This is a genomic window from Nonomuraea sp. NPDC047897, assembly GCF_043204415.1.
Lineage (GTDB): Bacteria > Actinomycetota > Actinomycetes > Streptosporangiales > Streptosporangiaceae > Nonomuraea.
On record NZ_JBIDCC010000002.1, the window covers coordinates 559,101 to 582,152 of the forward strand.

The 23,052-nt window shown below is 73.8% G+C and carries 25 protein-coding genes; 16 read left to right on the forward strand and 9 right to left on the reverse strand.

From position 1 onward, the window contains the following. The first annotated feature begins 1 nt into the window (after position 1). The 5 genes from ACGF0J_RS05970 (at position 2) to ACGF0J_RS05990 (ending at position 4,957) form a co-directional block, all read left to right on the forward strand. Positions 2-976, forward strand: coding sequence for an ADP-ribosylglycohydrolase family protein (locus ACGF0J_RS05970; RefSeq protein ID WP_393142356.1), 975 nt, complete (start codon positions 2-4; stop codon positions 974-976). Next, entirely contained in the window at positions 973-2,151 is a 1,179-nt protein-coding gene (locus tag ACGF0J_RS05975; RefSeq protein ID WP_393142358.1) for an ADP-ribosylglycohydrolase family protein, read from the forward strand. The genes ACGF0J_RS05970 and ACGF0J_RS05975 overlap by 4 nt, the downstream gene beginning before the upstream one ends. Beyond that, complete coding sequence (locus tag ACGF0J_RS05980; RefSeq protein WP_393142360.1) at positions 2,148-3,524, forward strand: ADP-ribosylglycohydrolase family protein; 1,377 nt, start codon at positions 2,148-2,150, stop codon at positions 3,522-3,524. Before ACGF0J_RS05975 ends, ACGF0J_RS05980 begins: the two co-directional genes overlap by 4 nt. After that, positions 3,521-4,405, forward strand: a complete 885-nt coding sequence (rbsK, locus tag ACGF0J_RS05985; protein WP_393142362.1) for a ribokinase — start codon at positions 3,521-3,523, stop codon at positions 4,403-4,405. Before ACGF0J_RS05980 ends, rbsK begins: the two co-directional genes overlap by 4 nt. A 195-nt stretch (positions 4,406-4,600) precedes the next feature. Beyond that, positions 4,601-4,957 carry a hypothetical protein gene (locus ACGF0J_RS05990; RefSeq protein WP_393142364.1) on the forward strand — a complete coding sequence of 119 codons (357 nt, stop codon included), beginning with the start codon at positions 4,601-4,603 and terminating at the stop codon, positions 4,955-4,957. Positions 4,958-5,073: 116 nt separating this feature from the next. Here ACGF0J_RS05990 and pyrF read toward each other — a convergent pair whose 3' ends face one another. Further along, the gene (pyrF, locus tag ACGF0J_RS05995; protein ID WP_393142366.1) at positions 5,074-5,883 is read right to left on the reverse strand and encodes an orotidine-5'-phosphate decarboxylase; all 810 of its coding nucleotides are present in this window, start codon (positions 5,881-5,883) and stop codon (positions 5,074-5,076) included. A gap of 138 nt (positions 5,884-6,021) precedes the next feature. On the opposite strand from pyrF, the gene ACGF0J_RS06000 reads away from it, so the two are divergent. Then, positions 6,022-6,498 (forward strand): DUF6968 family protein, encoded by a 477-nt coding sequence (locus ACGF0J_RS06000; protein WP_393142368.1) that lies wholly within the window; start codon positions 6,022-6,024, stop codon positions 6,496-6,498. A gap of 27 nt (positions 6,499-6,525) precedes the next feature. Here the strand turns inward: ACGF0J_RS06000 and ACGF0J_RS06005 are convergent, their stop codons facing one another. Beyond that, positions 6,526-6,891: a hypothetical protein gene (locus ACGF0J_RS06005; protein WP_393142370.1), complete on the reverse strand. Its 366-nt coding sequence runs from the start codon at positions 6,889-6,891 to the stop codon at positions 6,526-6,528. A gap of 56 nt (positions 6,892-6,947) precedes the next feature. Between ACGF0J_RS06005 and ACGF0J_RS06010 the strand changes: the two genes are divergently transcribed. The 9 genes from ACGF0J_RS06010 (at position 6,948) to ACGF0J_RS06050 (ending at position 16,461) form a co-directional block, all read left to right on the forward strand. Then, positions 6,948-7,742 (forward strand): HAD-IIB family hydrolase, encoded by a 795-nt coding sequence (locus tag ACGF0J_RS06010; RefSeq protein WP_393142372.1) that lies wholly within the window; start codon positions 6,948-6,950, stop codon positions 7,740-7,742. A 178-nt stretch (positions 7,743-7,920) separates the two neighbouring features. Next, positions 7,921-8,970 carry a LacI family DNA-binding transcriptional regulator gene (locus ACGF0J_RS06015; protein WP_393142374.1) on the forward strand — a complete coding sequence of 350 codons (1,050 nt, stop codon included), beginning with the start codon at positions 7,921-7,923 and terminating at the stop codon, positions 8,968-8,970. Then, the gene (locus ACGF0J_RS06020; protein WP_393142377.1) at positions 8,967-10,583 is read left to right on the forward strand and encodes an FAD-dependent oxidoreductase; all 1,617 of its coding nucleotides are present in this window, start codon (positions 8,967-8,969) and stop codon (positions 10,581-10,583) included. The genes ACGF0J_RS06015 and ACGF0J_RS06020 overlap by 4 nt, the downstream gene beginning before the upstream one ends. A 20-nt stretch (positions 10,584-10,603) precedes the next feature. Further along, complete coding sequence (locus ACGF0J_RS06025) at positions 10,604-11,869, forward strand: ABC transporter substrate-binding protein (RefSeq protein WP_393142379.1); 1,266 nt, start codon at positions 10,604-10,606, stop codon at positions 11,867-11,869. Position 11,870: 1 nt separating this feature from the next. Further along, entirely contained in the window at positions 11,871-12,824 is a 954-nt protein-coding gene (locus tag ACGF0J_RS06030; protein ID WP_393142381.1) for a carbohydrate ABC transporter permease, read from the forward strand. Further along, positions 12,814-13,644 (forward strand): carbohydrate ABC transporter permease, encoded by an 831-nt coding sequence (locus ACGF0J_RS06035; protein ID WP_393142383.1) that lies wholly within the window; start codon positions 12,814-12,816, stop codon positions 13,642-13,644. Before ACGF0J_RS06030 ends, ACGF0J_RS06035 begins: the two co-directional genes overlap by 11 nt. A gap of 183 nt (positions 13,645-13,827) precedes the next feature. Beyond that, positions 13,828-14,718, forward strand: coding sequence for an MEDS domain-containing protein (locus tag ACGF0J_RS06040; protein WP_393142385.1), 891 nt, complete (start codon positions 13,828-13,830; stop codon positions 14,716-14,718). Between the two features lie 73 nt (positions 14,719-14,791). Next, positions 14,792-15,196, forward strand: coding sequence for an ATP-binding protein (locus tag ACGF0J_RS06045; protein WP_393142387.1), 405 nt, complete (start codon positions 14,792-14,794; stop codon positions 15,194-15,196). Positions 15,197-15,393: 197 nt separating this feature from the next. Beyond that, a complete protein-coding gene (locus ACGF0J_RS06050) occupies positions 15,394-16,461 on the forward strand; it encodes a PP2C family protein-serine/threonine phosphatase (RefSeq protein WP_393142389.1) in 1,068 nt (355 codons plus the stop codon). 36 nt (positions 16,462-16,497) lie between these two features. Here the strand turns inward: ACGF0J_RS06050 and ACGF0J_RS06055 are convergent, their stop codons facing one another. Then, positions 16,498-16,851 carry a winged helix-turn-helix transcriptional regulator gene (locus ACGF0J_RS06055; RefSeq protein ID WP_393142391.1) on the reverse strand — a complete coding sequence of 118 codons (354 nt, stop codon included), beginning with the start codon at positions 16,849-16,851 and terminating at the stop codon, positions 16,498-16,500. An 89-nt stretch (positions 16,852-16,940) separates the two neighbouring features. On the opposite strand from ACGF0J_RS06055, the gene ACGF0J_RS06060 reads away from it, so the two are divergent. Next, the gene (locus ACGF0J_RS06060; RefSeq protein WP_393142393.1) at positions 16,941-17,573 is read left to right on the forward strand and encodes an NADPH-dependent F420 reductase; all 633 of its coding nucleotides are present in this window, start codon (positions 16,941-16,943) and stop codon (positions 17,571-17,573) included. Between the two features lie 14 nt (positions 17,574-17,587). Here the strand turns inward: ACGF0J_RS06060 and ACGF0J_RS06065 are convergent, their stop codons facing one another. The 6 genes from ACGF0J_RS06065 to ACGF0J_RS06090 all read right to left on the reverse strand — a co-directional run bounded on the left by ACGF0J_RS06065 (position 17,588) and on the right by ACGF0J_RS06090 (position 23,046). Next, a complete protein-coding gene (locus ACGF0J_RS06065; RefSeq protein ID WP_393142395.1) occupies positions 17,588-18,247 on the reverse strand; it encodes an endonuclease V in 660 nt (219 codons plus the stop codon). A gap of 65 nt (positions 18,248-18,312) precedes the next feature. Then, positions 18,313-19,941: a catalase gene (locus ACGF0J_RS06070; RefSeq protein WP_393142397.1), complete on the reverse strand. Its 1,629-nt coding sequence runs from the start codon at positions 19,939-19,941 to the stop codon at positions 18,313-18,315. A 137-nt stretch (positions 19,942-20,078) separates the two neighbouring features. Continuing rightward, the gene (locus ACGF0J_RS06075; RefSeq protein ID WP_393142399.1) at positions 20,079-20,807 is read right to left on the reverse strand and encodes a type 1 glutamine amidotransferase; all 729 of its coding nucleotides are present in this window, start codon (positions 20,805-20,807) and stop codon (positions 20,079-20,081) included. A 111-nt stretch (positions 20,808-20,918) separates the two neighbouring features. Beyond that, a complete protein-coding gene (locus ACGF0J_RS06080) occupies positions 20,919-21,794 on the reverse strand; it encodes a bifunctional 5,10-methylenetetrahydrofolate dehydrogenase/5,10-methenyltetrahydrofolate cyclohydrolase (protein WP_393142401.1) in 876 nt (291 codons plus the stop codon). Further along, positions 21,791-22,396 carry a cyclodeaminase/cyclohydrolase family protein gene (locus ACGF0J_RS06085; protein WP_393142403.1) on the reverse strand — a complete coding sequence of 202 codons (606 nt, stop codon included), beginning with the start codon at positions 22,394-22,396 and terminating at the stop codon, positions 21,791-21,793. Before ACGF0J_RS06085 ends, ACGF0J_RS06080 begins: the two co-directional genes overlap by 4 nt. Positions 22,397-22,425: 29 nt before the next feature. Next, positions 22,426-23,046: a hypothetical protein gene (locus tag ACGF0J_RS06090; RefSeq protein WP_393142405.1), complete on the reverse strand. Its 621-nt coding sequence runs from the start codon at positions 23,044-23,046 to the stop codon at positions 22,426-22,428. Positions 23,047-23,052: the final 6 nt, after the last annotated feature.

Below are 23,052 nucleotides of genomic sequence, written 5' to 3' on the forward strand. Positions count from 1 at the left end.
CATGTCGGGGGACAGAATCCAGGGGGCCTTCGTCGGCCTCGCCGTGGGCGACGCCGTGGGCTGGCCGGCGGCCAGGCACCGCGCCGCCCTGCACGCCCCGTGGAGCAGGCGGCTCCACCGGGAGCTCGACGCCTTCGCCGAGGAACACCGGGTCACCACGCTGCCGGTGCCGTTCGCGCTCAACCAGCCCGTCGCCCCGCTCGCCCTCGGGCCGTCCGACGACGCGGAGTGGCTGGCCTGGACGGCGCTCACCATCGACCGGCCGCGGGCCGAGGCGTTCCGGGAGCTGGGCGACGACGTCCGCGCCCGCGTCTCCGTCGCCACCGCGCTCGGCAACCTGGCCCGGGGCGTCGAGCCGCCCGCCAGCGGCCACGACAACCCGCACCACTTCGACGACGCCGCCGCCGTCCGGGCCGTCGCCTTCGGCGCTCTCGGCCGCGACCCCACCGAGGACGCGCAGGTCACCAACTCCGGCGACGGCGTCCTCGGCGCGCAGGCCATGGCCAGGGCGGTGGCCGCGGCCGTCGCGACCGGTTCGGCGGCCGCGGCGGTGCGGGCGGCCCTCGACGCGCTGCCCGCCGACACCGCCATCGGGCACAACGCCCGCCTCGCGCTCGACGTGGCCCGCGCCGCGGGAGACCCGTTCGCCGCCGTGCCGGCACTCGACGCCGCGCTGCTCGACCACGTCTACAGCTACGCCGTCGGCGCGGCGCAGACGGTGCCCGTGGCCCTGGCGCTCACCGAGGTGGCGGGCGGCTCGCCGGCCGCCGCCGTGCCCGCCGCGGCCTGCCTGGCGCCGCTCGCCGACTCGGCGCCCGCGCTCACCGGAGCGCTCACGGGCGCCTGCGGCGGACTCGCGGCGCTTGCGCCAGGATGGATCAGCACGGCCCGCACGCTCACCGGGTGCTGCCTGCCGCGATTGGCGGGCCAGGACCTCATCGAACTCACCACCACCCTGACGGAGGAACTCGCATGACGCTCCCAGACCAGCCTTCCGACCTGCTGACCGACAAGGCCGTGGGCTGCGTCGCGGGGGCGGCGGTCGGAGACGCGCTGGGCGGCGCCACCGAGGGCTGGACCCCCGAGCAGATCGTGGACCGCTACGGCGGCCGCGTCGAGGGCATCGTGCCGCCGTTCAACGAGGACTGGCGCAACGCCCGCCCCATCGCGCCCTACCACAAGGGCGACGGGCACATCACCGACGACACCCTGATGACGCACGCGCTGATCCGCGTGTACGACAAGGTGCGCGGCCACCTCGGGGCGTACGCGATGGCCGAGCACCTCGTGCCGGAGCTGATGGGGGAGCGGCAGTGGATCCCCGAACTGGAGGCCGAAGCGCTGCCGCTGCAGCGGATCTTCCTGGCCGAGAAGTGGATCGTCGCACGCCTGCACTACGGGCACGTGGACCCGCGCGAGGCCGGCGTCGGCAACATCGTCAACTGCGGCGCCGCCATGTACGTGGCGCCGGTCGGCATCGTGAACGCCGCCGACCCCGACGCCGCCTACGCCGAGGCGATCGACCTGACGGGCGCACACCAGTCGAGCTACGGCCGGGAGGCGGCCGGGGTGATGGCCGCCGCCGTCGCCGAGGCCATGCGGCCGCAGGCGACCGTCGACTCCGTCGTGGCCGCCTGCCTGCGCCTGGCCAAGGACGGCACCCGGGCCGCCATCGAGGCGGTCTGCGAGGCCGCACAGGGCATCGGCCACTGGGACGGCTCGTTCGCCGCGCTGCGCGCCGCCGTGCGCCCGTACGACACGGTCGCCGACACCTACCGCGACCAGGGGCTCGGCGCCCGGCGGCCGAGCCGGCTGCACAGCATCGAGGAGCTGCCGCTGGCGCTGGCGTTCCTGGTGGTGGCCAAGGGCGACGTCCGCGACACGGTGCTGGGCGGCGTCAACTACGGGCGAGACGCCGACTCGATCGCCTCCATGGGCGGCGCCATCGCCGGGGCGCTCGGCGGGCTGGCGGCGGTGCCCGCCGAGTGGGTGACGCGGGTGGGTGCGGCCAGCCGCACGGATCTGGTGGCGCCCGGCCGGGCGATCGCCCGGGTGGCGCGGCAGGTCCACGCCGACGACCTGGCCCGCCGCCGCGCGCACGAGTCCGCGTTCGCCGCACTCACCGGCGGTCCCGCGGCGGGGCGGGCATGATCCGGCTCACCTGGGTCCAGCCGGAGGACCTGGTGGGGCACGAGCTCCGGCAGGCAGCCGAGGACGGCCGCGACGGCCCGGAGGTGGCCGGCATCGCGGCCCGCTGGCACGCGGCCGGCGGGCACGACGCCCCGCCTCGCGCCGGCGCCTCCGAGCCGCGTGCCCGCGCGTTGCGGCCGCTGGCCGAACACCTGCTCGACGAGCTGGCCGCCATCCCGTCGCCGCTCGCCGAGCCCACCGACCTCGCCGACATCATCGCCGCCACCCCCGCCTGGCCTGCCGCCCCCGCCTGGCCCGCCGTCGCGGCGGCGCCGGGCGGAACCGGCGGGCGGCCGGAGGTGGATCCCGCGCGGGTGCTGGGGGCGTGGCAGGGCCGGGCGGCCGGATGCGTGCTGGGCAAACCCGTCGAGAAGATCCCCCGCCAGGGCGTCAGGGAGATCGCCGAGGCCACCGGCAACTGGCCGATCCGCGGCTGGTTCACCGCCGAGGGCCTGCCGCGCGAGGTCGCCGCGCGGTGGCCGTGGAACCGGCGCAGCGCCGTCAACTCGCTGGCCGAGAACATCGCCGGCATCCCCGAGGACGACGACCTCAACTACCCGCTGCTCGCCCTCACCGTCCTCGAACGCCACGGCCGCGGCTTCACCACCGACGACGTGGCGGCCGTCTGGCTGGACGAGCTGCCCGCGGGCCGCACGTTCACCGCCGAGCGGGTGGCGTACCGCAACCTGCTGTCCGGCGTCGAGCCGCCCGAGACCGCCACCCACCGCAACCCGTTCCGCGAGTGGATCGGCGCGCTGATCCGGGCCGACGTGTACGGCTGGGCGAACCCGGGCGACCCGGCCACCGCGGCCGAGTACGCCTGGCGCGACGCCCGGCTCACGCACACCGCGAACGGCGTCTACGGCGCCATGTTCGCCGCCGCCATGTGCGCCCGGTCGCTCGTCGCGACCTCGGCGGAGGACGTGGTGGCCGCGGGACTGTCGGTGGTGCCGCCCGGCTCACGCCTGCACGAGGCGGTCCGGCTGGCGGCCGAGGACGCCTCCGTCGAACGCGACTTCGAACGGGTCGTCGACCGGCTGTACGAGCGGCACGGCCGGCTGCACTGGGTACACACGATCAACAACGCCGCCCTGGTCGCCGCCGCCCTGGTGCACGGCGCGGGCGACGTCACCGCCACCATCGCCGGGGCGGTCGCCGGCGGCTGGGACACCGACTCGGCCGGCGCCACCGCCGGCTCGGTCGCCGGGGCGCTGAACGGCGGCGTCCCCGACCGATGGCTCATGAAGAACGAGCTGGCCAGCAGCCTGACGGGCTTCGACGGCATCGGGCTGGACGAGCTGGCCCGGCGGACGCGGGAGATGATGCAGCGATGATCTCGGTCTTCGGCAGCGCGAACATGGACCTGGTCGCGTACGTGTCTCAGGCCCCCAAGCAGGGCGAGACGGTCACCGGCCGGGCATTCCGCACTGTCCCCGGCGGTAAGGGAGCCAACCAGGCGATCGCGGCGGCCCGCGCGGGCGCCGAGGTGACCTTCCTCGGGGCCGTCGGAGACGACGGCTTCGGCGCGGAGATCCGCGACACGCTGGCCGTGGCCGGGGTGAACGTCGAGCACCTGCGGCAGGTGCCGGGCCCGAGCGGCATCGCGCACATCGTGGTGGACGACGCCGGCGGCAACTCGATCATCGTGGTGCCCGGCGCGAACGGCGCCGTCACCGCGCCGGACGCGGCCGACCGGGCCGTCATCGCGGCCTCCAGCGCCGTGCTCCTCCAGCTCGAACTTCCCCTGGAGGCGGTGACCGGCGCGGCGCGGGCGGCCAAGGAGGCCGGGGTGCCCGCCATCCTCACCCCCGCTCCGGCCCGCGAACTGCCGGACGAGCTGCTCGACGCCGTCGCCCTCGTCGTCCCCAACGAGCACGAGGCCGCCGCGCTGACCGGCGAGCATGAGCCGGCGGCCGCGCTGGAGGCGCTGCTGGCGCGGGTGCCGGAGGCCGTGATCACGCTCGGCTCCGACGGCGCCCTGTACGGGTCGCGGTCGGGGGAGCGGCTGCGCGTGCCCGCCGTACGGGTGGAGGCGGTGGACACCACGGCGGCGGGCGACACGTTCGCCGGCGCCCTGGCGGTGGCGCGCGCGGACGGGCTGCCGGCGGCCGAGGCGCTGCGGTTCGCCTCGGCGGCGGCGGCACTGTCGGTGCGGCGGCGGGGCGCGAGCACCTCGATGCCCACCCGCGCCGAGATCGACGCCGCCCTGGCCTGAGCCGCCCCGCCACCGCGGCACGTCGCCGGTGAGCGGGACGGCGGCGCGCCCGGGTCGTCCTCTACCGACGGACCACCGGCTTCGTCCGCTTGCCGGGGAAGCGGAGCATCCATGATCGCCAGGACATGAGAGGGAAGCCTAGACGGTCGGGCAGGAGGCGACATCACCGTCGGTTGGCGGGGCAGGAGGTGCACCATGAGCCAGAACCATGAGGACACGCCCGACGCCGTGCCCGGGCTGAACGCCGAGAGCGATGTGGTGGCGCGGCGCTCGGGCGCCGAGACGGCCACCTCCGGCCGTCCGATCCCCGCCGACCCGCCCGACGCCCAGGCCGCTACGCCGTCCGGTGACGCCGACCAGCCCGGCGACGCCGACCAGCGTGGCGACGTCGACCAGCCCGGTGACGTGGACCAGCCGGGTGACGTGGACCAGCCGGGTTACGTCGAGCAGCCCCGCGACGCCGAACGGCCCGAGGGGCGGGAAGGGCGCGAGGAGTCGGAGGAGGGCGTCACCGAGAAGGAGGTCCGCCCCGACGTCGGCCCCACCGGCTGACGGCGCGGCTCATGGCGCGGCTGACTACCGGTCACGGCGGCGACCCAGGGCGCGGCTGACTGCGCCGGTCGCGGCGCTACCCACGGCATGCCGCACGGCGCTGCCGACTTCGCCGGTCACGGCGACAGGTGGTGGGCGCACTCGTCGCGGTAGCGGAGTGTCAGCTCGCGCACCCGGTCCGGGTCGGCGAGCACCGCTCGCGACACCGACGGCACCACCGCCTGCCGCACCCCCGCGAACAGGCGCGCCAGGTCGGCCGGCGCGGCGCCCTGCGCGCCCAGGCCGGGCGCCAGGATCGCGCCGCCGAACCGGTCGAGCGGCAGGTCGAGCGACGGCAGGGTCGCGCCGACCACCAGCCCCACCGGCCCGAGCGGGGCGTGCCCCGCGTTCGCCGCCGCGGCCCCCGCGACGACCTGGCCGGCGACCGCCGACTGCAGCTCGCCGGCCTCCGGGTTGGAGGTGCGCGCCAGTACGAACACGCCCGCGTCGTTGGCCACCGCCTTGGTGATCGCCACCTCCAGCGACCCGAACCCGAGGTACGGGCTGACCGTCACCGCGTCCACGGCCAGCGGGCTGCCCTGGTCGAGGTAGGCCTCGGCGTAGGCGGCCATCGTGCTGCCGATGTCGCCCCGTTTGACGTCGAGCAGCACCATCGTGCCCGCCTCCCGCAGGTCGGCGATGACCCGCTCCAGGACGGCGATCCCGCGGCTGCCCCAGCGCTCGAAGAACGCCGACTGCGGTTTGACCACGGCGGCGACGTCGGCCACGTCGCCCGCCACCGAGCGGGCGAAGCGCTCCAGCCCGGCCGGCGAGTCGTCGAGGCCCCACGCCCCGAGCAGCTCCGGGCTCGGATCGATGCCCACGCAGAGCGGGCCGTACTTGTCGAGCCGGGCCCGCAGCCGGGTCCCGAACGGCTCATTCCACACATGGCCCCCTCACCACGACCGTGAGCAGACTAACCGCCGCCGGTGGCGCGCCGGAAGGCTTTCGACGCTGCCGGTATGGCGGCGGCGTCCCGGCGACGCCAGTCTTGCGCGCCGCGTGACGGGGGTAGATCACCCTGCATGTACGAGATCGCCCACCGCACGCTCACCCTGCGCGGCGACCCGCCCGGCGAGGTCGTCGTCACCGTCGGCCTGCCCACGGAGGACGCGGCGGGGGAGTGGTCGTGCCCGTACCGGATCGACGGCCTGGCCGGCTGGGAGCACGAGCGCAAGGTCACCGGCGTCGACGCGCTGGAGGCGCTGGAGAACGTCCTCGACGTGGTGCGGGCCGCGCTCGCGCGCTCCCACGAGGCCCACGAGGGGCTGCTGAGCTGGGATGACGAGCCGCTGGGCCGCCGCAGGCACCCGGTCTACCTGACCCGTGACCCCGGCCACGACCGGGCGTACCTCGCCATGAAGCACGAGATCGCCCCCGGCGAGACCGTCAGCCAGGTCACCGCCGACGGGGTGACGCTCGACTTCGGCGGGTCGGGCGAGCTCCTGGGCCTCGAACTGACGAGTGCCTCCAGGCGGCTGCCCTCCGAGATGCGCCTGTAGGGCCGGGGCCGCGTCACCCGCGCCGCGTCACCCGCGCCGTGACAGCAGCCACCGCCAGCGCGGCACTTCGACGACGGCCGTGACCGCCGCCAGCAGCGCGACGGCCCCGCCCGCGACCGCGGACCAGGCGGTCCACGCCCCGGCGACGGCGGCGACGAGCTGCAGCACCACCAGCAGGATCGTCACGAATCCGGGCACAGCCACGATCACGTGCCGCTTGTCGCCCGGCGTCGCGAACAGCGTCGGCAGGCCGATCAGCACGACCACCGACAGCACGGCCAGCGGCGCGGAGTGCGGCCACAGCGCCCACGGCGTGGCGACCCAGGCGACCAGTTCGGTGGCGAAACGCAGGGCGGAGCCGACGGGATGGTCCTGGCGGACATCAGGAGGCATTCGCGCAGCGTACAGCGGGCCCGCGCCGGGCCGGAGCGGGAGGTGATAATCGGTACGTGAACCCTCCCCGCCTCGTGGCGACCGACCTGGACGGCACCCTCCTCGACTCCACGGGCACGGTCTCGCCGCGCACCCGCCGGGCGCTGCGGTTGGCGCGTGAGGGCGGGGCGGAGATCGTGTTCGTCACCGCCAGGGCGCCGCGTGGCGTCGAGCCGATCGCGGAGCTGGCCGGCGTCGGCGGCCTCGCCGTCTGCAGCAACGGCGCCATCGTCTACGATCTGGGCACCCGCGAGATCGTCGCCCGGCGCGACCTCGCCCCCGCCACGGCGGCGCACGTCGTGGAGACGCTGGCCGAGGCGCTGCCGGGGGTGGCGTTCGCCGCCGAGACGGGCACGGGCGTGCTGGCCGAGCCGGGCTACGGCGTCACCCACGTCCACGACGCGCGTCACCGCCGCGAGGTCGCCTCGCTGCGGGGCTGCGCCGGACCGATCGCCAAGCTGCTGGTCTGGTCGTCGGAGCACCTGGTGGACGAGATGTTCACCGCGGCCGTCGCCGCCGTGGACGGTCAGGCGGAGGTGACCCACTCGGGGGTGGGCGGACTGCTGGAGATCAGCGCCGCCGGGGTGACGAAGGCCGGCACGCTGGCCGGGCTGTGCGAGGAGCGCGGGGTGGACCCGGCGGAGGTGGCGGCGTTCGGCGACATGCCGAACGACCTGGCCGTGCTGGCCTTCGCCGGGGCGGGATACGCCATGGCCAACGCCCATCCTCTCGTGCTGGCGGCGGTCGAGCGGCGCACCCTGTCCAACGACGAGCACGGAGTGGCCGTGGTGCTGGAGCGCTTCTGGTCCTGAACGATCACCGTGACGGGGTGTGGCCTTGCGCCGGCGCGTCCTCCGCACGGTGCCGCCGTTCCGGCTAATACGGATTATCGTCCGCTATTAGCTCTTGACGGGGTTTCCGGTGTCGGCGAAGAATGAGGCCGCATGACGTACTAATGCGCATTATCAAGACGAGGGATGGGCACGGACCGTGACTGCTTCCAGCCGGCGACTCACCCAGCAGGACATCGCCAGGATGGCCGGGGTGAGCCAGACGACGGTGTCGCTGGTGCTGAACAACCGGGCCGAGGGTGAGGTGCGCATCTCGCCCGAGACCCGCGAGCGGGTGCTCCAGGTGATCAGGGAGACCGGCTACGTGGCCGACCCGGCCGCCCGCCGGCTGGCCGAGCGGCGCAACCGCATCCTCGGCGTCTTCACCTACGAGGCGGTCTTCCCGGCCGAGAGCGCCGACTTCTACCACCCGTTCCTCGTCGGCATCGAGGAGTTCGCCGAGGAGGCCGGTTGCGACCTGCTGCTGTTCACCGGCGCCAAGGCGTCGGGGGAGCGCAGGCGGATCTTCAACGCCGAGAGCAGGGTGCGCCTCGCCGACGGCTGCGTGCTGCTCGGCCGCACCGTCGACCGCGACGACCTGGCCCGGCTGCTGGCCGAGGGCATCCCCTTCGTGTCGGTGGGCCGCCGCGACGACGCGGGCGCGCCCGTGCCGTACGTGGGGGCCGACTACCCGGCGGCGGTGGGCGCCCTCGTCGAGCGGGCGGTGCGGCTCGGGCACCGGAGGCTGGGCTACCTGGGCGCCGGCGCCGGCGCCGAGTCCTACGCCGACCGCCTGCGCGGCTTCGGCGAGGCCGCCCGGCGGCTCGGCGTGACGGGCGTCCACCTGCCGCGCCTGGACGACCTCCTCGACGCCGGGGTGACCGCGGTCTTCGCCGAGGAGCTCGCCGACGCCGTCGCCGCCGTGCGGGCGGCGCGCGAGCGCGGCCTGTCGGTGCCGCGCGACCTGTCCGTCCTGGCGCTCGGCGCCTCCAGCCGGCCCGTGCGCACCGACATCGACTTCGCCGGGTTCCGCATCCCGCGCCGCGAGATGGGCCGCAGAGCCGTCGAGCTGCTGACCGAGCTGCTGGCCGGGCCGCCGGAGCGCGGCGGCGCCCCTCAGGAACTGCTGGCGTGCGAGCCGGTCGAAGGCTCGACGCTGGCTCCCGTACCCCCCATGACCCAGGAAGACATGACCCAGGAAGAAGGGTGACACCCACCGTGGTGGAGATCTCGGCGGACGCGTTCGTCGCCGGTGGCGGCCTCGGCGGCGTGGCCGCCGCGCTGGCCCTGCTGCGCGCGGGCCGTTCGGTGGTGCTCAGCGAGGAGTACGACTGGCTGGGCGGCCAGCTCACCAGCCAGGCGGTGCCGCCGGACGAGCACTCGTGGGTGGAGCGCTTCGGCGTGACGGCGAGCTACCGCGCGCTGCGCGACGGCATCCGCCGCTACTACCGCGACCACTACCCGCTCACCGAGCGGGCCCGGGCCTGGCGCGAGCTGAACCCCGGAGCGGGACACGTGAGCCGGCTCTGCCACGAGCCGAGGGTCGCGGTCGCCGTCATCGAGGCGATGCTCGCCCCGTACCGGGGGGCGGGGCGGCTGCGGGTGCTGCAGCCGTACCGGCCGGTCGCGGCGGACACCGACGGCGACCGGGTCACGGCCGTGCGGCTCGCGCACCGCGACGGCGGCGGCGAGGTCACGGTCGTCGCCCGGTACGTGCTGGACGCCACCGAGACCGGCGACCTGCTGCCGCTGACCGGCACCGAGTACGTCACCGGCTTCGAGTCGCAAACCGAGACCGGCGAGCCCAGCGCGCCGGCCGAGGCGCAGCCGCTCAACATGCAGGCCGTCTCGGTCTGCTTCGCGATCGACCACGTCGACGGCGACCACACCGTCGACCGGCCCGCCTCCTACGACTTCTGGCGCGCCTACCAGCCGCCGTTCTGGGGCGACCGGCTGCTGTCGTGGCGCTGCCCCAGCCCTCGCACGCTGGAGACCGTGGAGCGTTCCTTCACGCCCAACCCCGGCGACGACCCCCGCTCGGTGGAGGCCGACCAGCGGGTCAACCCCGGCGACGCCAACCTGTGGACGTTCCGCCGGATCGCCGCCCGCGACAACTTCCTGCCCGGCGCGTACGCCAGCGACATCACCCTGGTCAACTGGCCGATGATCGACTACCTGGAGGGGCCGGTCATCGACGTGCCGGACGCCGCCGAGCACCTGGCGGCGGCCCGCGAGCTGTCCCGTTCGGTGCTCTACTGGCTGCAGACCGAGGCGCCCCGTCCCGACGGCGGCACCGGCTGGCCCGGGCTGCGGCTGCGCGGCGACGTGACCGGAAGCGCCGACGGGCTCGCCCAGGCGCCCTACATCCGGGAGTCGCGCCGCATCCGCGCCCTCCGCACGGTCACCGAGCAGGACCTGTCCCTGGCGGTGCGCGGCGACAAGGGCGCCGTCGCCTATCCCGACACGGTCGGCGTCGGCATGTACCGGATCGACCTGCACCCGTCCACCGGCGGCGACAACTACATCGACGTGGGCTGCTCCCCGTTCCGCATCCCCCTCGGCGCCCTCGTCCCGCGGCGCGTGACCAACCTGCTGCCCGCCGGCAAGAACATCGGCACCACCCACATCACCAACGGCGCCTACCGCCTGCACCCCGTGGAGTGGAACGTCGGCGAGGCGGCGGGCGCGCTCGCCGCCTTCTGCCTGGACCACTCCACCACCCCCCACGCCGTACGGGAGGGCGAGCGGCTGCTCGCCGACTACCAGCGGCGGCTCGTCCGCGACGGCGTCGAACTCGGCTGGCCGGACGTCGCCGGCTACTGACGCCAGAAGGAGAACCACCCATGAAAGCACTCGGGAAACTGGCGGCCCTGTCCCTGACCGCCGTGCTCACCGCGACCGCGTGCGGCGGCGGCCAGGACACCCCGGCGGCGTCGGGCCCGCAGCCGCTGCGGATGACGATCTGGACCTCCACCGAGGCGCATCTCAAGCTGTTCGACGAGATCGCCGAGGAGTACCGCAGGACCCACCCGAACGTCGGGAAGATCACCTTCGACCCCATCCCGTTCGAGAGCTACACCACCACGCTGACCACCCAGATCGCCGGCGGCAAGGCGCCCGACCTGGCGTGGGTCCTGGAGAGCTCCGCGCCCGACTTCGTCTCCTCCGGCGCGCTCGCCCCACTCAAGAGCAAGATCGAGAACGTCGGCGAGCTGATCCCGTCGGCCACCCGGCTGTGGCAGCAGGACGGCGAGCTGTACGCCTACCCCTTCTCCACCTCGCCGTTCGGCGTGTTCGTCAACAACGACCTGGTCAAGGCCGCCGGCCAGAAGACGCCCCGCGAGCTGGCCGAGGCCGGCACGTGGGACTGGGAGCACGCCGCCGCCGTGAACGCCGCGGCCGCGGCCAAGAGCGGCAAGTCCGGCCTGGTCATCCTCAACTTCGACTACAAGGGGTGGGACAACCTCGCCACCGTCTGGGGCGGCTGGGGCGCCAAGGCGTGGAGCGACGACGGCGCCACGTGCGCGTTCAACGGCCCCGAGATGACCGAGGCGATGACGTTCCTGCACAAGTCGATCTTCACGGACAAGGCCATGCCGGGGCCGGGCACCACCGCAGACTTCTTCTCCGGCGACGCGACGATGGCCGTCGCGCAGATCTCCCGCGCCGCCATGCTCAAGGACGCCTCCTTCGACTGGGACCTGCTGCCGCTGCCCGCCGGGCCGAAGGGGCCGTACGCGGTGATCGGGCAGGCCGGGATCGGCGTGCTGAAGAAGTCGCCGAACGCCGAGCTGGCCGCCGACTTCCTGGCCTACTTCACCAACACCGCCAACTCCGCCAAGCTGGCCGCGTACTTCCCGCCGCCGCGCCGCTCCCAGCTCACCGCCGAGACCCTCGCCAAGACCAACCCGCTGCTCAAGCCCGACCAGCTCCAGCAGGTCGTCATCGACGGCATCGGCAAGGGCGTCGTCAAGCCCAGCCACACCGGCCAGGCCGAGCTGGCGCAGACCGTGCGGGCGGCGCTCGATCCGCTGTGGAAGCCCGACGCCGACGTCAAGGCGGTGCTCGACGGCGTCTGCGCCAAGATCCAGCCCATGCTCGGCGCCTGACATGGCCACCACCCAGCTCGCCCGCGGCGCCGCCACGGCGGCTCTGCGGCGCCCGCCCGGCCGGTCCGGCCGGTTCTGGACGATCGCCCGCCGCGACGGGCTCGTCGGCTACCTGTTCGTCGCGCCCCAGCTCGCCGGCAGCGTGCTGTTCGTGCTGCTGCCGCTCGTGCTGGTCGGCTGGTACAGCCTGCAGGAGTGGAACGTGCTGGCCGGCACGTTCGAGTTCGTCGGCGGCGACAACTACGCCAAGCTGGTCGCCGACACCAACCTGCGGTCGGTGCTGACCGCCACCGCGCTGTTCTCGGTCGGCCTGGTCCTGCTCAACCTGAGCCTCGCCCTGGCCCTGGCCGTCCTGCTGAACCAGAGGCTGCGCGGCACGACGTTGTTCCGGACGCTGTTCTTCTCGCCCGTGCTGGTGTCGCTGGTCGCCTGGACCATCGTCTGGCAGTTCCTGCTGCAGAAGGACGGCGGCGTCAACGGCCTGCTCGGCCTCGCCGGCGTCGAGGGGCCCAACTGGCTGCGCGGCGAGGCCACGGCCATGCTGTCCGTCATCGTCGTACAGGTGATCAAGAACGTCGGGCTCAACATGGTGCTGTTCCTCGCCGCGCTGCAGGGCGTGCCGCGCCAGCTCCACGAGGCCGCCGAGCTGGACGGGGCCGGGCCGTGGCGGCGTTTCCGCAGCGTCACCGTGCCGCTCATCAGCCCGACCATCCTGCTCACCTCGATCATCACGGTCGTGGGGTCGCTGCAGGTGTTCGCCCAGATCGCGGTCCTCACGCAGGGCGGTCCCGGCACGTCCACCACGGTGCTCGTCTACTACCTGTACCAGCAGGCCTTCCAGTTCCGGCACTTCGGCTACGGGGCGACGTTGTCGGTGCTGCTGTTCGCGATCGTCGCCGCGCTCACCCTCCTGCAGTGGCGGCTGCGCAGGAGGTGGGTCTTTCATGAGTCGTAGGGTCAAGCTCACCCTGTACGGGCTGCTGTGCGCGCTGTGCGTGCCGTTCGTCTTCCCGACCTGGTGGATGGTCACCTCGTCGGTCAAGCCGATCAGCGACATCTTCGCCTTCCCGCCCGCGCTGCTGCCGACCCGCTGGGACCTGTCGTCCTACCGGGAGGTCTTCGCGATGCAGCCGTTCGCGCAGCAGTACCTCAACAGCCTCTACATCGCCGCCGTGGTCACGGCGGGCACGATGGCGGTCGCCGCGATGGCCGGCTACGCCTTCGCCCGCATTCGCTTCCCGGGGCAGAACGCGCTGTTCGTCCTCGTGCTCATCGGGCTGCTCATCCCGAGTGAGGTGACGATCGTCCCGCTGTTCCAGATGTTTCACACCGCCGGGCTCAGCGACACGCACTGGCCGCTCATCCTGGTGCCGATCCTGGGCGCGCCGAGCGTGCTGGCCACGTTCATCATGCGGCAGTTCTTCATCACGCTGCCCGGGGAGCTGGAGGAGGCGGCCCGGGTGGACGGGCTGGGCCGGTTCGGCACGTTCTACCGGGTCGCGCTGCCGCTGGCCCGGCCGGCGCTGGGCGCGGTCGCGATCTTCACGTTCCTGCACTCCTGGAACCTGTACCTGGAGCCGATCGTCTACCTGTCGACCCCGGCCAGGTTCACGCTGCCGCAGGCGCTCACCCAGTTCGTCGACGGTTACGGCTCGCCGCTATGGAACGTTCAGCTCGCCGCTGCCACGATGACGGCCCTGCCCGTCCTCGTGGTGTTCGTCCTGGCGCAGCGGCAGTTCATCGAGGGTCTCGCGCACACGGGACTGAAGGGCTGACCTGTGTGACCGTCACCTGGACAGACGGCGACAGGGCGACTGGACAACCACTTGCGTCCGGTTTGTAGGGGATTGGCGTGTCATGCGCTTTGTTACTGTGGACAGAAGGCGAGACACGGAGAGGGCACCCCCGAGGGCACAGCCTGAGCGTCACGCCGATCCCCCGATGACGAGAAGCGGTTCATGGCAGATCCCACCACAGTCGACCGGCTCCGCCCTGGGGACCACGTCTGCTGGACCTTCGATGACCACGAGCGTCATCTGCGGGCTCTGGTCAGATTCCTCCGCAAGGGCCTGGAACACGACCAGAAGGTCCTCTACATCACCGACACCTTCCTCCCTCCCGCCTTCCTGGCCGCGGCGCAGGCGTACGGAGTGGAGGTGCGACAGCCGCTGAACGATGGGCAACTGCACGTCACCACCGCGGAGGAGTCCTTCCTGTCCGACGGCTCCTTCGAACCCGAACGGGCCCTGAAGGGCTGGACGGCCGCCATCGACCAGGCGCGCGCCGAGGGCTGGTCCGGACTCCGGGTGGCCGCCGACATGGGCTGGACGGTCCGCCCGCTGGTCGACATGGGCGAGCTGGCCCGCTACGAGGCGCAGGCCAACCAGATCTTCTCCGCCGGCTACGCGATGGCGCTGTGCTGCTACGACCGGCGGCTGTTCACCCACGCGGAGCTCGAACGGATCAGCGCCGCCCACCCCGGGGCCGCCCGGGCCGGCGCGGGCAGCGTCGAGGAGTGGGAGCCCCTGCTCCGCATCCGCCGCACCCCCGACGGGGTGTCGCTCGACGGCGCCGCCGACCGCACCAACTGCGACGCCCTGGCCGCCGTACTCGACCCGCTGGCGGCCGCGGCCGACGACAGCGACACCCCCCTCGTCATCGACGTCGCCGGCCTCACCTTCGCCGACGTCGCCACCGCCCGCCTGCTGGCCGGCACGGTCGCCGCCGGACGCGGCCGCATCCTGCTGCGCGGCGCGCGACCCGCCCTCGTGGAGCTGCTGGCCGTCATCGGCTCCATCCAGGCGCCCCGCGCCCCCGAGCTGACGGCCGCGAAGGGAACCCCCGCGTGACCCCCGGCTCGCGTCACCGTCCGCGAGCCGCCCGTGCGCCCTCGTCCTCGCCGGCCCCCTGGAGAACAGCGAGATGTTCGACCAGCCACTCAGCCCACCTCCCGCCGGGGCGCACCGGCGGACCTTCAAGACCCTCGCCGAGCTGGCGCGCGTGCGCTCGTTCGTCGAGACCCAGGCCCGCTCCGCCGGCCTGAGCGGCAGCCGGGTCGCCCGGGTGCTGCTGGCGGTCAACGAGGTGGCCACCAACGCCTTCGAGCACACCTCCGACGGCTGCACCGTCACGACCTGGGCGCTGCCCCACACGTTCGTCTGCCAGATCGACGACGACGGCCGCTTCGACGTCCCCCCCGTGCGCCCCGTCGCCCCGCTGTCCGGCCGCGGGCACGGGCTCATCCTCGTCGAGGAGCTCACCGACCTGGTCCGCCGCCACAGCGACAGCGGCGGCACCACCACCCGCCTCCACTTCGACAGGAAGTGACCGAACCCTGGTCCTTTCCAGCCACCCGCCGGCCCGGGCCCGTCGCCGGGCGCCACCCGTCCCGGCCAGACCGGCCTCATCGGAGACCGGGTGTGGCAGCCGTTACGGACCTGGTGTAATAGACGTGTGGCCGTGATCTCGCACCCCATTCCCGTCCGGACGAGCGCCCACGCCCCGGGCGACCCGGTGGGCAGGCGATGAGATCACGCCTGAACGTGCGCCTCACCTCGCACGCCATCCTGCAGGCACTGCCCTTCGCCGCGATCGCCGCCGTCACAATGATCGACCTGATGGTGGGCACGACTCTGGGATTCCTGCCGCTGCTCACCCTCGGCCCCACGTTCGCCTCGGTGTACGGCAGCGTCCGGCGCACCTTCGCCGTCGGCGTCGTCGCCATGCTCGTCTGCCTGCCGCTGTCGCTGTACAACGACGTGCTGGGCCGGTGGCAGGGCTCCGTGACCCTCGCCACCATCGCCGCCGTGACCGGAGCCAGCATGCTCGCCGCCCGGCTGCGGCTCGGCCGCGAACGGGAGCTGGCCAACGTCCGCCGGGTCGCCGAGGCGGCCCAGCGCGTGCTGCTGCGCCCCGTTCCACGCCGGGCGGGCGACCTGGACATCGCCCTGTCCTACACCTCCGCCGTGGCCGAGGCGCGGATCGGCGGCGACCTGTACGAGGTCGTCACCACCCCCTACGGCGTCCGCCTGCTGATCGGCGACGTCCAGGGCAAGGGGCTGGAAGCCGTGGAGACGGCCGCCTGGGTGCTGGGCGCGTTCCGCGAAGCGGCCTACGACGAGCCGGGGCTGGCCGCCGTGAGCGCCCGGCTGGAGGCCACCCTGGCCCGGCAGCTCGGCGAGGAGGAGTTCGTCACCGCCATCCTCGCCGAGGTGGACGACAACGGCATCCACCTGCTCAACCACGGTCACCCGCCGCCGCTGCTGCTGGGCCGCGACGGCCGCGTCCAGAAGGTGGAGCCGACCGAGGAAGGCCTCGCCCTCGGCCTGGCCGCCCTCGGGCCGGGCGAGCCGCGGCCGCAGCGCGTGCCGTTCGTGGCGGGTGACCAGCTTCTCCTCTACACCGACGGCGTCATCGAGGCCCGCGACTCCGGCGGCGCCTTCTACCCGCTGGACGAGCGCGTCCCCCTGCTGCTGTCCCGCGATCCGCAGGTGGGACTGGACGCGCTGCGGGCCGACCTCGTCGAACACGTCGGCGGCCCGCTGCTGGACGACGCCGCGATGCTGCTCCTGCACCGGCAGCAGGCCGCCTGAGCCGAGGCGCTCTCCGGGGCCGGCTCCCGGGCGACGTCACGGGCTTTCGACGGCGTCCTCCCAGCGGTCCTGAGCCGCCAGGACGTCCTCGGCGTGGGCGAACGCCCACTCCCCGAACGTCCCGATCGGGCCCAGCAGCGTCCGGCCCAGCTCCGTCAGCTCGTACTCGACCCTCGGCGGAGCCTCCGCGTACGCCCGCCGGGCGACCAGCCCGTTGAACTCCAGCCGGCGCAACGTCTCCGTCAGCACCTTGGGACTGATCCCGCCGATCTGCTCCCGCAGCTCACCCGGGCGGCGCGGGCCGTGCCGCAACCCCCACACGACGACGGCGTTCCAGGTGTTGGCCAGCAGGTCGAAGGCCAGTCTTGCCTGGCAGTCGGCGAGGAACAACGTACAGCCTCCGTTGGGCACCGAATGGTGTGTGACGGGATGCCTACCGTCCTTCCGTAAGTAAACCCTGTACACGAACGGAGAACGGCATGCGGATCGGCATTCTCGGGACCGGCAACATGGCCGACGCCCTCGGCACGCAGTGGGCGCGGTCCGGACACGAGGTCATGGTCAGCGGGCGCGACCCGGTCACGACGGCGGCACTGGCCGGCCGGATGACCGCCGCCGGCGGCTCGGCCGTGCTGCCCGGCACCTGGGCGGAGGCGGCCGCGTTCGGCGACGTCGTCATGGTGGCGGTCCTGGAGCCGGGGCTGGAGGACGTGCTCACCGCCGCCGGCCCGGCGCTGCGCGGCAAGCCGCTGATCGACGTGACCAACCAGCCGCAGACCTTCGACGTCACGCGTCCCATCGCCCGGCTGGTCGCTGACCTCACAGGCGCGCACGTTGTGAAGGCGTTCAACCTGTGTCACGTGGACGTGTGGCGGATGACGCCGCCCGTGTTCGACGGGCGGCCGCTCGCTGTGCCCCTGTGCGGCGACGACCCGGACGCCCTGTCCCGGGTACGCGCCCTCGTCACGGACCTGGGCTGCACCCCGCTGGACGGCGGTGGGCTCGACCGGGCCGTGCTGCTGGAGGCTACGGCGGTGTTCGTCATCGGCCTGTGGTTCGCCGGGGCCGACGCCCAGGCCATCCTGACCCCGGGCGAGTTCGCCGGTGTCTGACCGCCCGCCCGTGGTCAGTCGGGGTGCCGGGCGAGGTGGTCGGCGCGGCGGACGGGCTCCGGGAGGCGATGGCGCGGGGTCAGGCGCACCACCTGGTCGGTCGCGGTCTCCAGGTCGATACGGTGCCCCGGTGACACGTACACCGGCTTGATCCCGTCCTGCGTGCGCAGCGCCCGGCCCACCGTCGAGCCGTCCAGCACGATCGGCGTCCACGCGCCCCGCTCCGGCCCCGGGGTGGCGTGGGTGCCGACGAACGGCGTCTTGCCCACGCCGAGGGCGGGCAGGCCGGTCAGCACGCCGAGGTGGCAGGCCAGCCCGAACCCGCGTGGATGCGCCAGCCCGTGCCCGTCGCACACCAGCAGGTCGGGCGTCACCGTGAGCTGTTCGAGCGCCTCCACCAGCGCTGGCAGCTCCCGGAACGCGAACAGGCCGGGCACGTACGGGAACGCGGCCCTGCCGTGCGCCGTCGCCTGTTCCACGACGGACAGCGTGGCCGCGTCGAGCACCACCACGGCGGCGGTCAGCCGCTCGTCGTCCCGGTAGTGCACGTCGAGACCGGCCACCAACGTGAACGCGCGCGGCCCGGCCGGCTCCACGTGAAGCCGTAGTCGGTCCTGGATGGCCTCCGCCTCCGCGACCGTCGTCGGCCACGGGTGAAGCTGGTCAACACGCACGTGGTCAATGTACGCCGGGGCGGGCGGGCTCGCCGTCCCGCCCCGGACGTCCGCCCGAGCCTCGGCTACGCGGGCAGGCCCCTCTCGTCGGGCACGCAGTGCGTCATCTTCAGTCCTGTGACGTCGCGCGGCCCGTTCTTGCCGAGCTGGGACAGCCGCTGGCGGTCCTCGTCCGTCAGCGTCTGGCCGGGCAGCGGTTCGAGGTGCGTGACGTCGGCCGGGGTGATGCCCAGCCCCTGGCCGACCCGCAGGCCGAGCTCGTCCTCGGCCAGCAGGAAGTGCCAGACCATCCGCTCCTGCACCGGTCGGGCGCACTCGCTGATCAGCGTGACGAGGTTCTGCACGAGGTCGTCGCGCTCCCACTGGTGCATCAGCAGGTAGCGCTGGCCCGCCTGCGTGTAGTCGTTCGTCCGGGGGATGCGCCGGCGCGTCAGCCGGCCTGTGAGGACCGGTCCGACCTCCTCGCCCGGTGAAGGCGCTTCACGCAACCCACCGGTGATCGACGGCTCGTAGTTGACGTGCGGGTTCTCGCCCGCGCCGTCGACGTGGTAGGCCATCAGGCCGTCGCGCTGGTTGGTCCGGACGTCGGCGTTCTTCGCCTGGTTGACCGGGAGCTGCAGGTAGTTCGGGCCCACCCGGTAGCGCTGGGTGTCGCTGTAGGAGAACGTCCGGCCGACGAGCATCTTGTCGTCGGAGAAGTCCAGCCCGTCGACCAGCACGCCGGTGCCGAACGAGATCTGCTCGTTCTCGGCGAAGTTGTTGGAGACGTTCCGGTTGAGCACGAGGCGGCCGACCGGCCTGGGCGGGAAGTCGTTCTCCGGCCAGACCTTCGTGTCGTCCAGCGGGTCGAAGTCCAGCTCCGCGTGCTCGTCGTCGGACATGACCTGCACCAGCAGCTCCCACTCGGGGTGGTCGCCGCGGTCGATGGCCTCCATCAGGTCCTTGGTCGCGTGGCCCAGGTCGTTCGCCTGGATGGCCGCGGCGTCCTCGACGGTGAGGCTGCGGACGCCCTGCTTGGGCATCCAGTGGTACTTCACCAGCAGGGTCTCGTTCCGGTCGTTGACCCACTTGTAGGTGTTGACCCCGAACCCCTGCATGAACCGGTACGTCGCCGGGATGCCGCGCGGGCTGAACAGGTTGACCAGCATGTGCATCGACTCGGGCGTCTGCGACATGAAGTCGAAGATCCGGGCCGGCTCCTGGCGGAACGTGACAGGGTCGGGCTTGAGCGCGTGGATGACGTCGGGGAACTTGATGGCGTCCCGGATGAAGAAGACGCCCAGGTTGTTGCCGACGAGGTCCCAGTTGCCGTCCTCGGTGTAGAACTTCACCGCGAACCCGCGCGGGTCGCGCGCCGTCTCCGCGGAGTCGCGGCCGCCGATGACGGTCGAGAAGCGCACGGCCACGTCGGTGCGCTTGCCGGCCTCCTGGAACAGCTTCGCCCGGGTGAACCGGGAGATCGGCTCGTCGCCCAGCTTCCCGTACGCCTCGAAGTACCCGAACGTCGTCACGCCCCGGGCGTGCACGACCCGCTCGGGGATGCGTTCGCGGTCGAAGTGGCTGATCTTCTCCAGGAAGTGGTAGTTCTCGAGCGTGGACGGGCCACGCGCCCCCACGGTGCGCTGATTCTGGTTGTCGTGGACGGGGTGTCCCTGCCGGGTGGTCAGCGTGGGCCGGTCGTCGCCGGTGGTCATGGGTTCCGGCTCCCTCCTTGTGGCGGCGTTCCGCGCATACCTATCCCGTATGAAGGTCGCTAAAGGTCGGGACGGGAGATCTTCCGTGGGACGGCGTCCCGCGCGTGGGGGCGATGACCGGGCACGCCGCCCGGCGGTCAGCCGGCGGGGGAGACCTGCGCCGCCATCGCTGAGGGCTCGCCCGCGTGCAGGACGATCCGGGCGAAGCGGGCGGCCACCTCCCGCCAGATCGGCGTCGAGACCGGCTCGTCCGCCACCGCCCGCGCGTACACCTCGTCCGGGTCGAACCCGTCCACCTCCCACGTCCGGATGCGCTCGGGCAGCACCTCGGGGTGGAACTGCACGCCCCACGCCCGCTCGCCGACCCGGAACGCCTGGTACGGGCAGGCGGCCGTCTCGGCCAGCCACGCCGCGCCGGGCGGCAGCGCGGTGATCGCGTCGACGTGGTGCTCGATGGCCGGCACCACGCCCGGCAGGTCGCGGAACAGCGGGTCGTCCGCCGCCTCGGAACGCAGCGTGACGGGTACGCTGCCGTTCTCGGGGGCGCCCGCGTCGCCCGTGACCTCGCCGCCCGCCACCTCGGCGACCATCTGCCCGCCCAGGCAGATGCCGAAGAACGGGACATTCCGGGCCAGCGCCTCGGCCACGAGCCTCCGCGTGGGCGCCAGCCAGGGCGCGCGGTCGTCCTCGCCGGGCAGGTAGCCGCCGCCCATCATGACCATGGCGTCGTGCCGGAGGACGTCGGGCACGGCCGCGCCGTCGTAGGCGTGGACCACGTCCAGCCGCAGTCCCGCCTCCTCCAGCCAGCCACCGAACCGGCCGGGGCCGCCACTGCGACTGTTCTGCACGACCAGCACTTCACGCATCACGGCCCTCCTGCCGCGCCGGGACCGCCCCGGCCCATCCGTACGTTCGCGAACCGCTCTCGGCCGGCACGCCGGGGCGGGGAGCGGGACCCGCCGCGCGTCCGGGCACCGTCACGCCAGGCCCGCCGCCCGCGCGGTGTGGCGCAGCAGAATCGCCGTGGTGACCGGGCCGACCCCGCCGGGCACCGGCGTCAGCGCCCCGGCCCGGCCGACGACCGCGCCGAAGTCCACGTCGCCCGTCAGCCCCCCGTCGGGCGTCGGGTTGGTGCCGACGTCGATCACCACCGCGCCCGGTGCCACGTGCTCGGCGCCGATCAGCCCCGCCCGGCCGGCCGCGGCCACCAGCACCTCGGCCGTGGAGGTGACGGACGCGAGGTCGCGCGTGCGGGAGTGGCAGACGGTGACGGTGCAGTGCCGGTCGAGCAGGAGATGCGCGAGCGGCTTGCCGACGACCGTGGAGCGGCCGACGACCACGGCCCGGGCGCCCCGGAGCGGCACGCCGTGCCGGTCGAGCAGCGCCATCACCGCCGCCGCCGTGGCCGGCGCGAACGCCGGGAGCCCGGCCGCCAGCCGGCCGAGCGACAGCGGGTTGGCGCCGTCGACGTCCTTGGCCGGGTCGATGACGGCGGCCAGCTCCTGGGCGGAGGCGCCTTCGGGGAGCGGCGTCTGCAGCATGACGCCGTGCACGCCCGGATCGGCGGCGAGCCGCTCCAGCGCGGCCCGGATCTCCCGCGGCCGGGCGGCGGGCCCCAGGTCCACGAGATCGCAGGTGATGCCCACGCTCTCCGCCGCCTTGGCGATCGACCGGACGTACCACAGGGTCGCCTCGTCGGCGGTGGCCACCACCACGGCCAGCCTCGGCGCGGGACGGCCGGAACCGCGCGCGGCGGCCACCAGTTCGGCGGTCTCGGCCCTGATCGCCGCCGCCACGTCCCTGCCGCGCAGCTCGACGCCTGCCGGCGAGGTCCCGCCCGCGCTGCCCGTCACGCCGTGATCTCCTCGCGGACGGCCGCCGTCACCCGCTCGGCCCGGGCGAGCGCGGCGTCGACCCCGGCGAGCCGCTCGCGCAGCGCGCCCGTCACCGTCTCGTCCCTGATGCCGGCCACGTTGACCTCGACGTTCACCCGCCCGGTGGTGAGCGCGGCCCGCGCCGCCTCGGCGGCGGCCGCCACGTCGGTGACGACGTTGCGGTTGCCGATCGGCAGCAGGGTCTCGCACAGCCCCACCAGCCGGGTGGCGGTCTCCACGACGGCGGCGGGCGGCTCGGCCGCGCCGGCGAGGGCGGTCGCGACAGCCTCGGTGCGCTGCTCGCCCGGGGGCAGCCGGTAGGCGTCGGTGACCGCGGTGAACGCCGCGGCGTCCTCCTCGGCGAGCCGCAGCGCCCGCTCCCGCAGCGCGTCGGTCTCGGCCGTCACGGCGGCGACGGTCTCGGCGTGCGCCGCGTACCTCTCGCCGGTGCTGTAGCGGGCCACCATGCCGAGCAGCGCGGCCGCCTGTGCCGCGTGCAGTGCCGCGCTCGCCCCGCCGCCGGGCGCGGGGACCCGGTCGGCCAGCCGGTCCAGGAAGTCGCCGATCTTCGTTTCGCGCATGGCGGCATTCTGCCAGGCGGGCTCGGCCGTCACTCGCGATGCATCGGCCGGGTGGCGTCCTCGGACCCCGGCGACGACGGGTACGGCCCGGGTGGCGTGCCGCCGGGTCCGCTCACGGGCCCACCGAGCGGGCCACCCGCGGGCCCACCGAGCGCACCGCCCTGCGGGCCGCTCGGGTGGCCGGGCGCGGGCCCGTAGGGAGCACCGCCGTAGCCGTGTCCGGGTGTGACGACCGGGGGCCGCACGCTCCGCCAGCGCGACGGGAACGCCGACGCCACCAGCAGCGCCACCCCGAGCACCAGCAGCATCCACGTGTAGAGCAGCGTCCGGAACCCGAGACCGAGCACGCCGGTGAAGACCTCGTCGGGCAGGACCCGCACGCCCGACAGCTCCACCACCGGCACGAACCCGACCACGGTGCAGACCAGCCCGCCCAGCAGTGAGGCGACGGGTGACAGCCGCGAGCCCAGGAGGAAGGCCAGCAGCACCGCGGCGATGACGAGCCCGGCGAGGCCCGGCACCGAGACGTGGAGGAACCGCTGGTAGGACAGGGTCAGCTCGCCGATGCCGTACATCAGCGCGAGGGCGGCCAGGGGCGGCAGCAGGACGCCGGCGGCCAGCCCGAGCACGTGACGGACACTGTTGGACATCGTCGC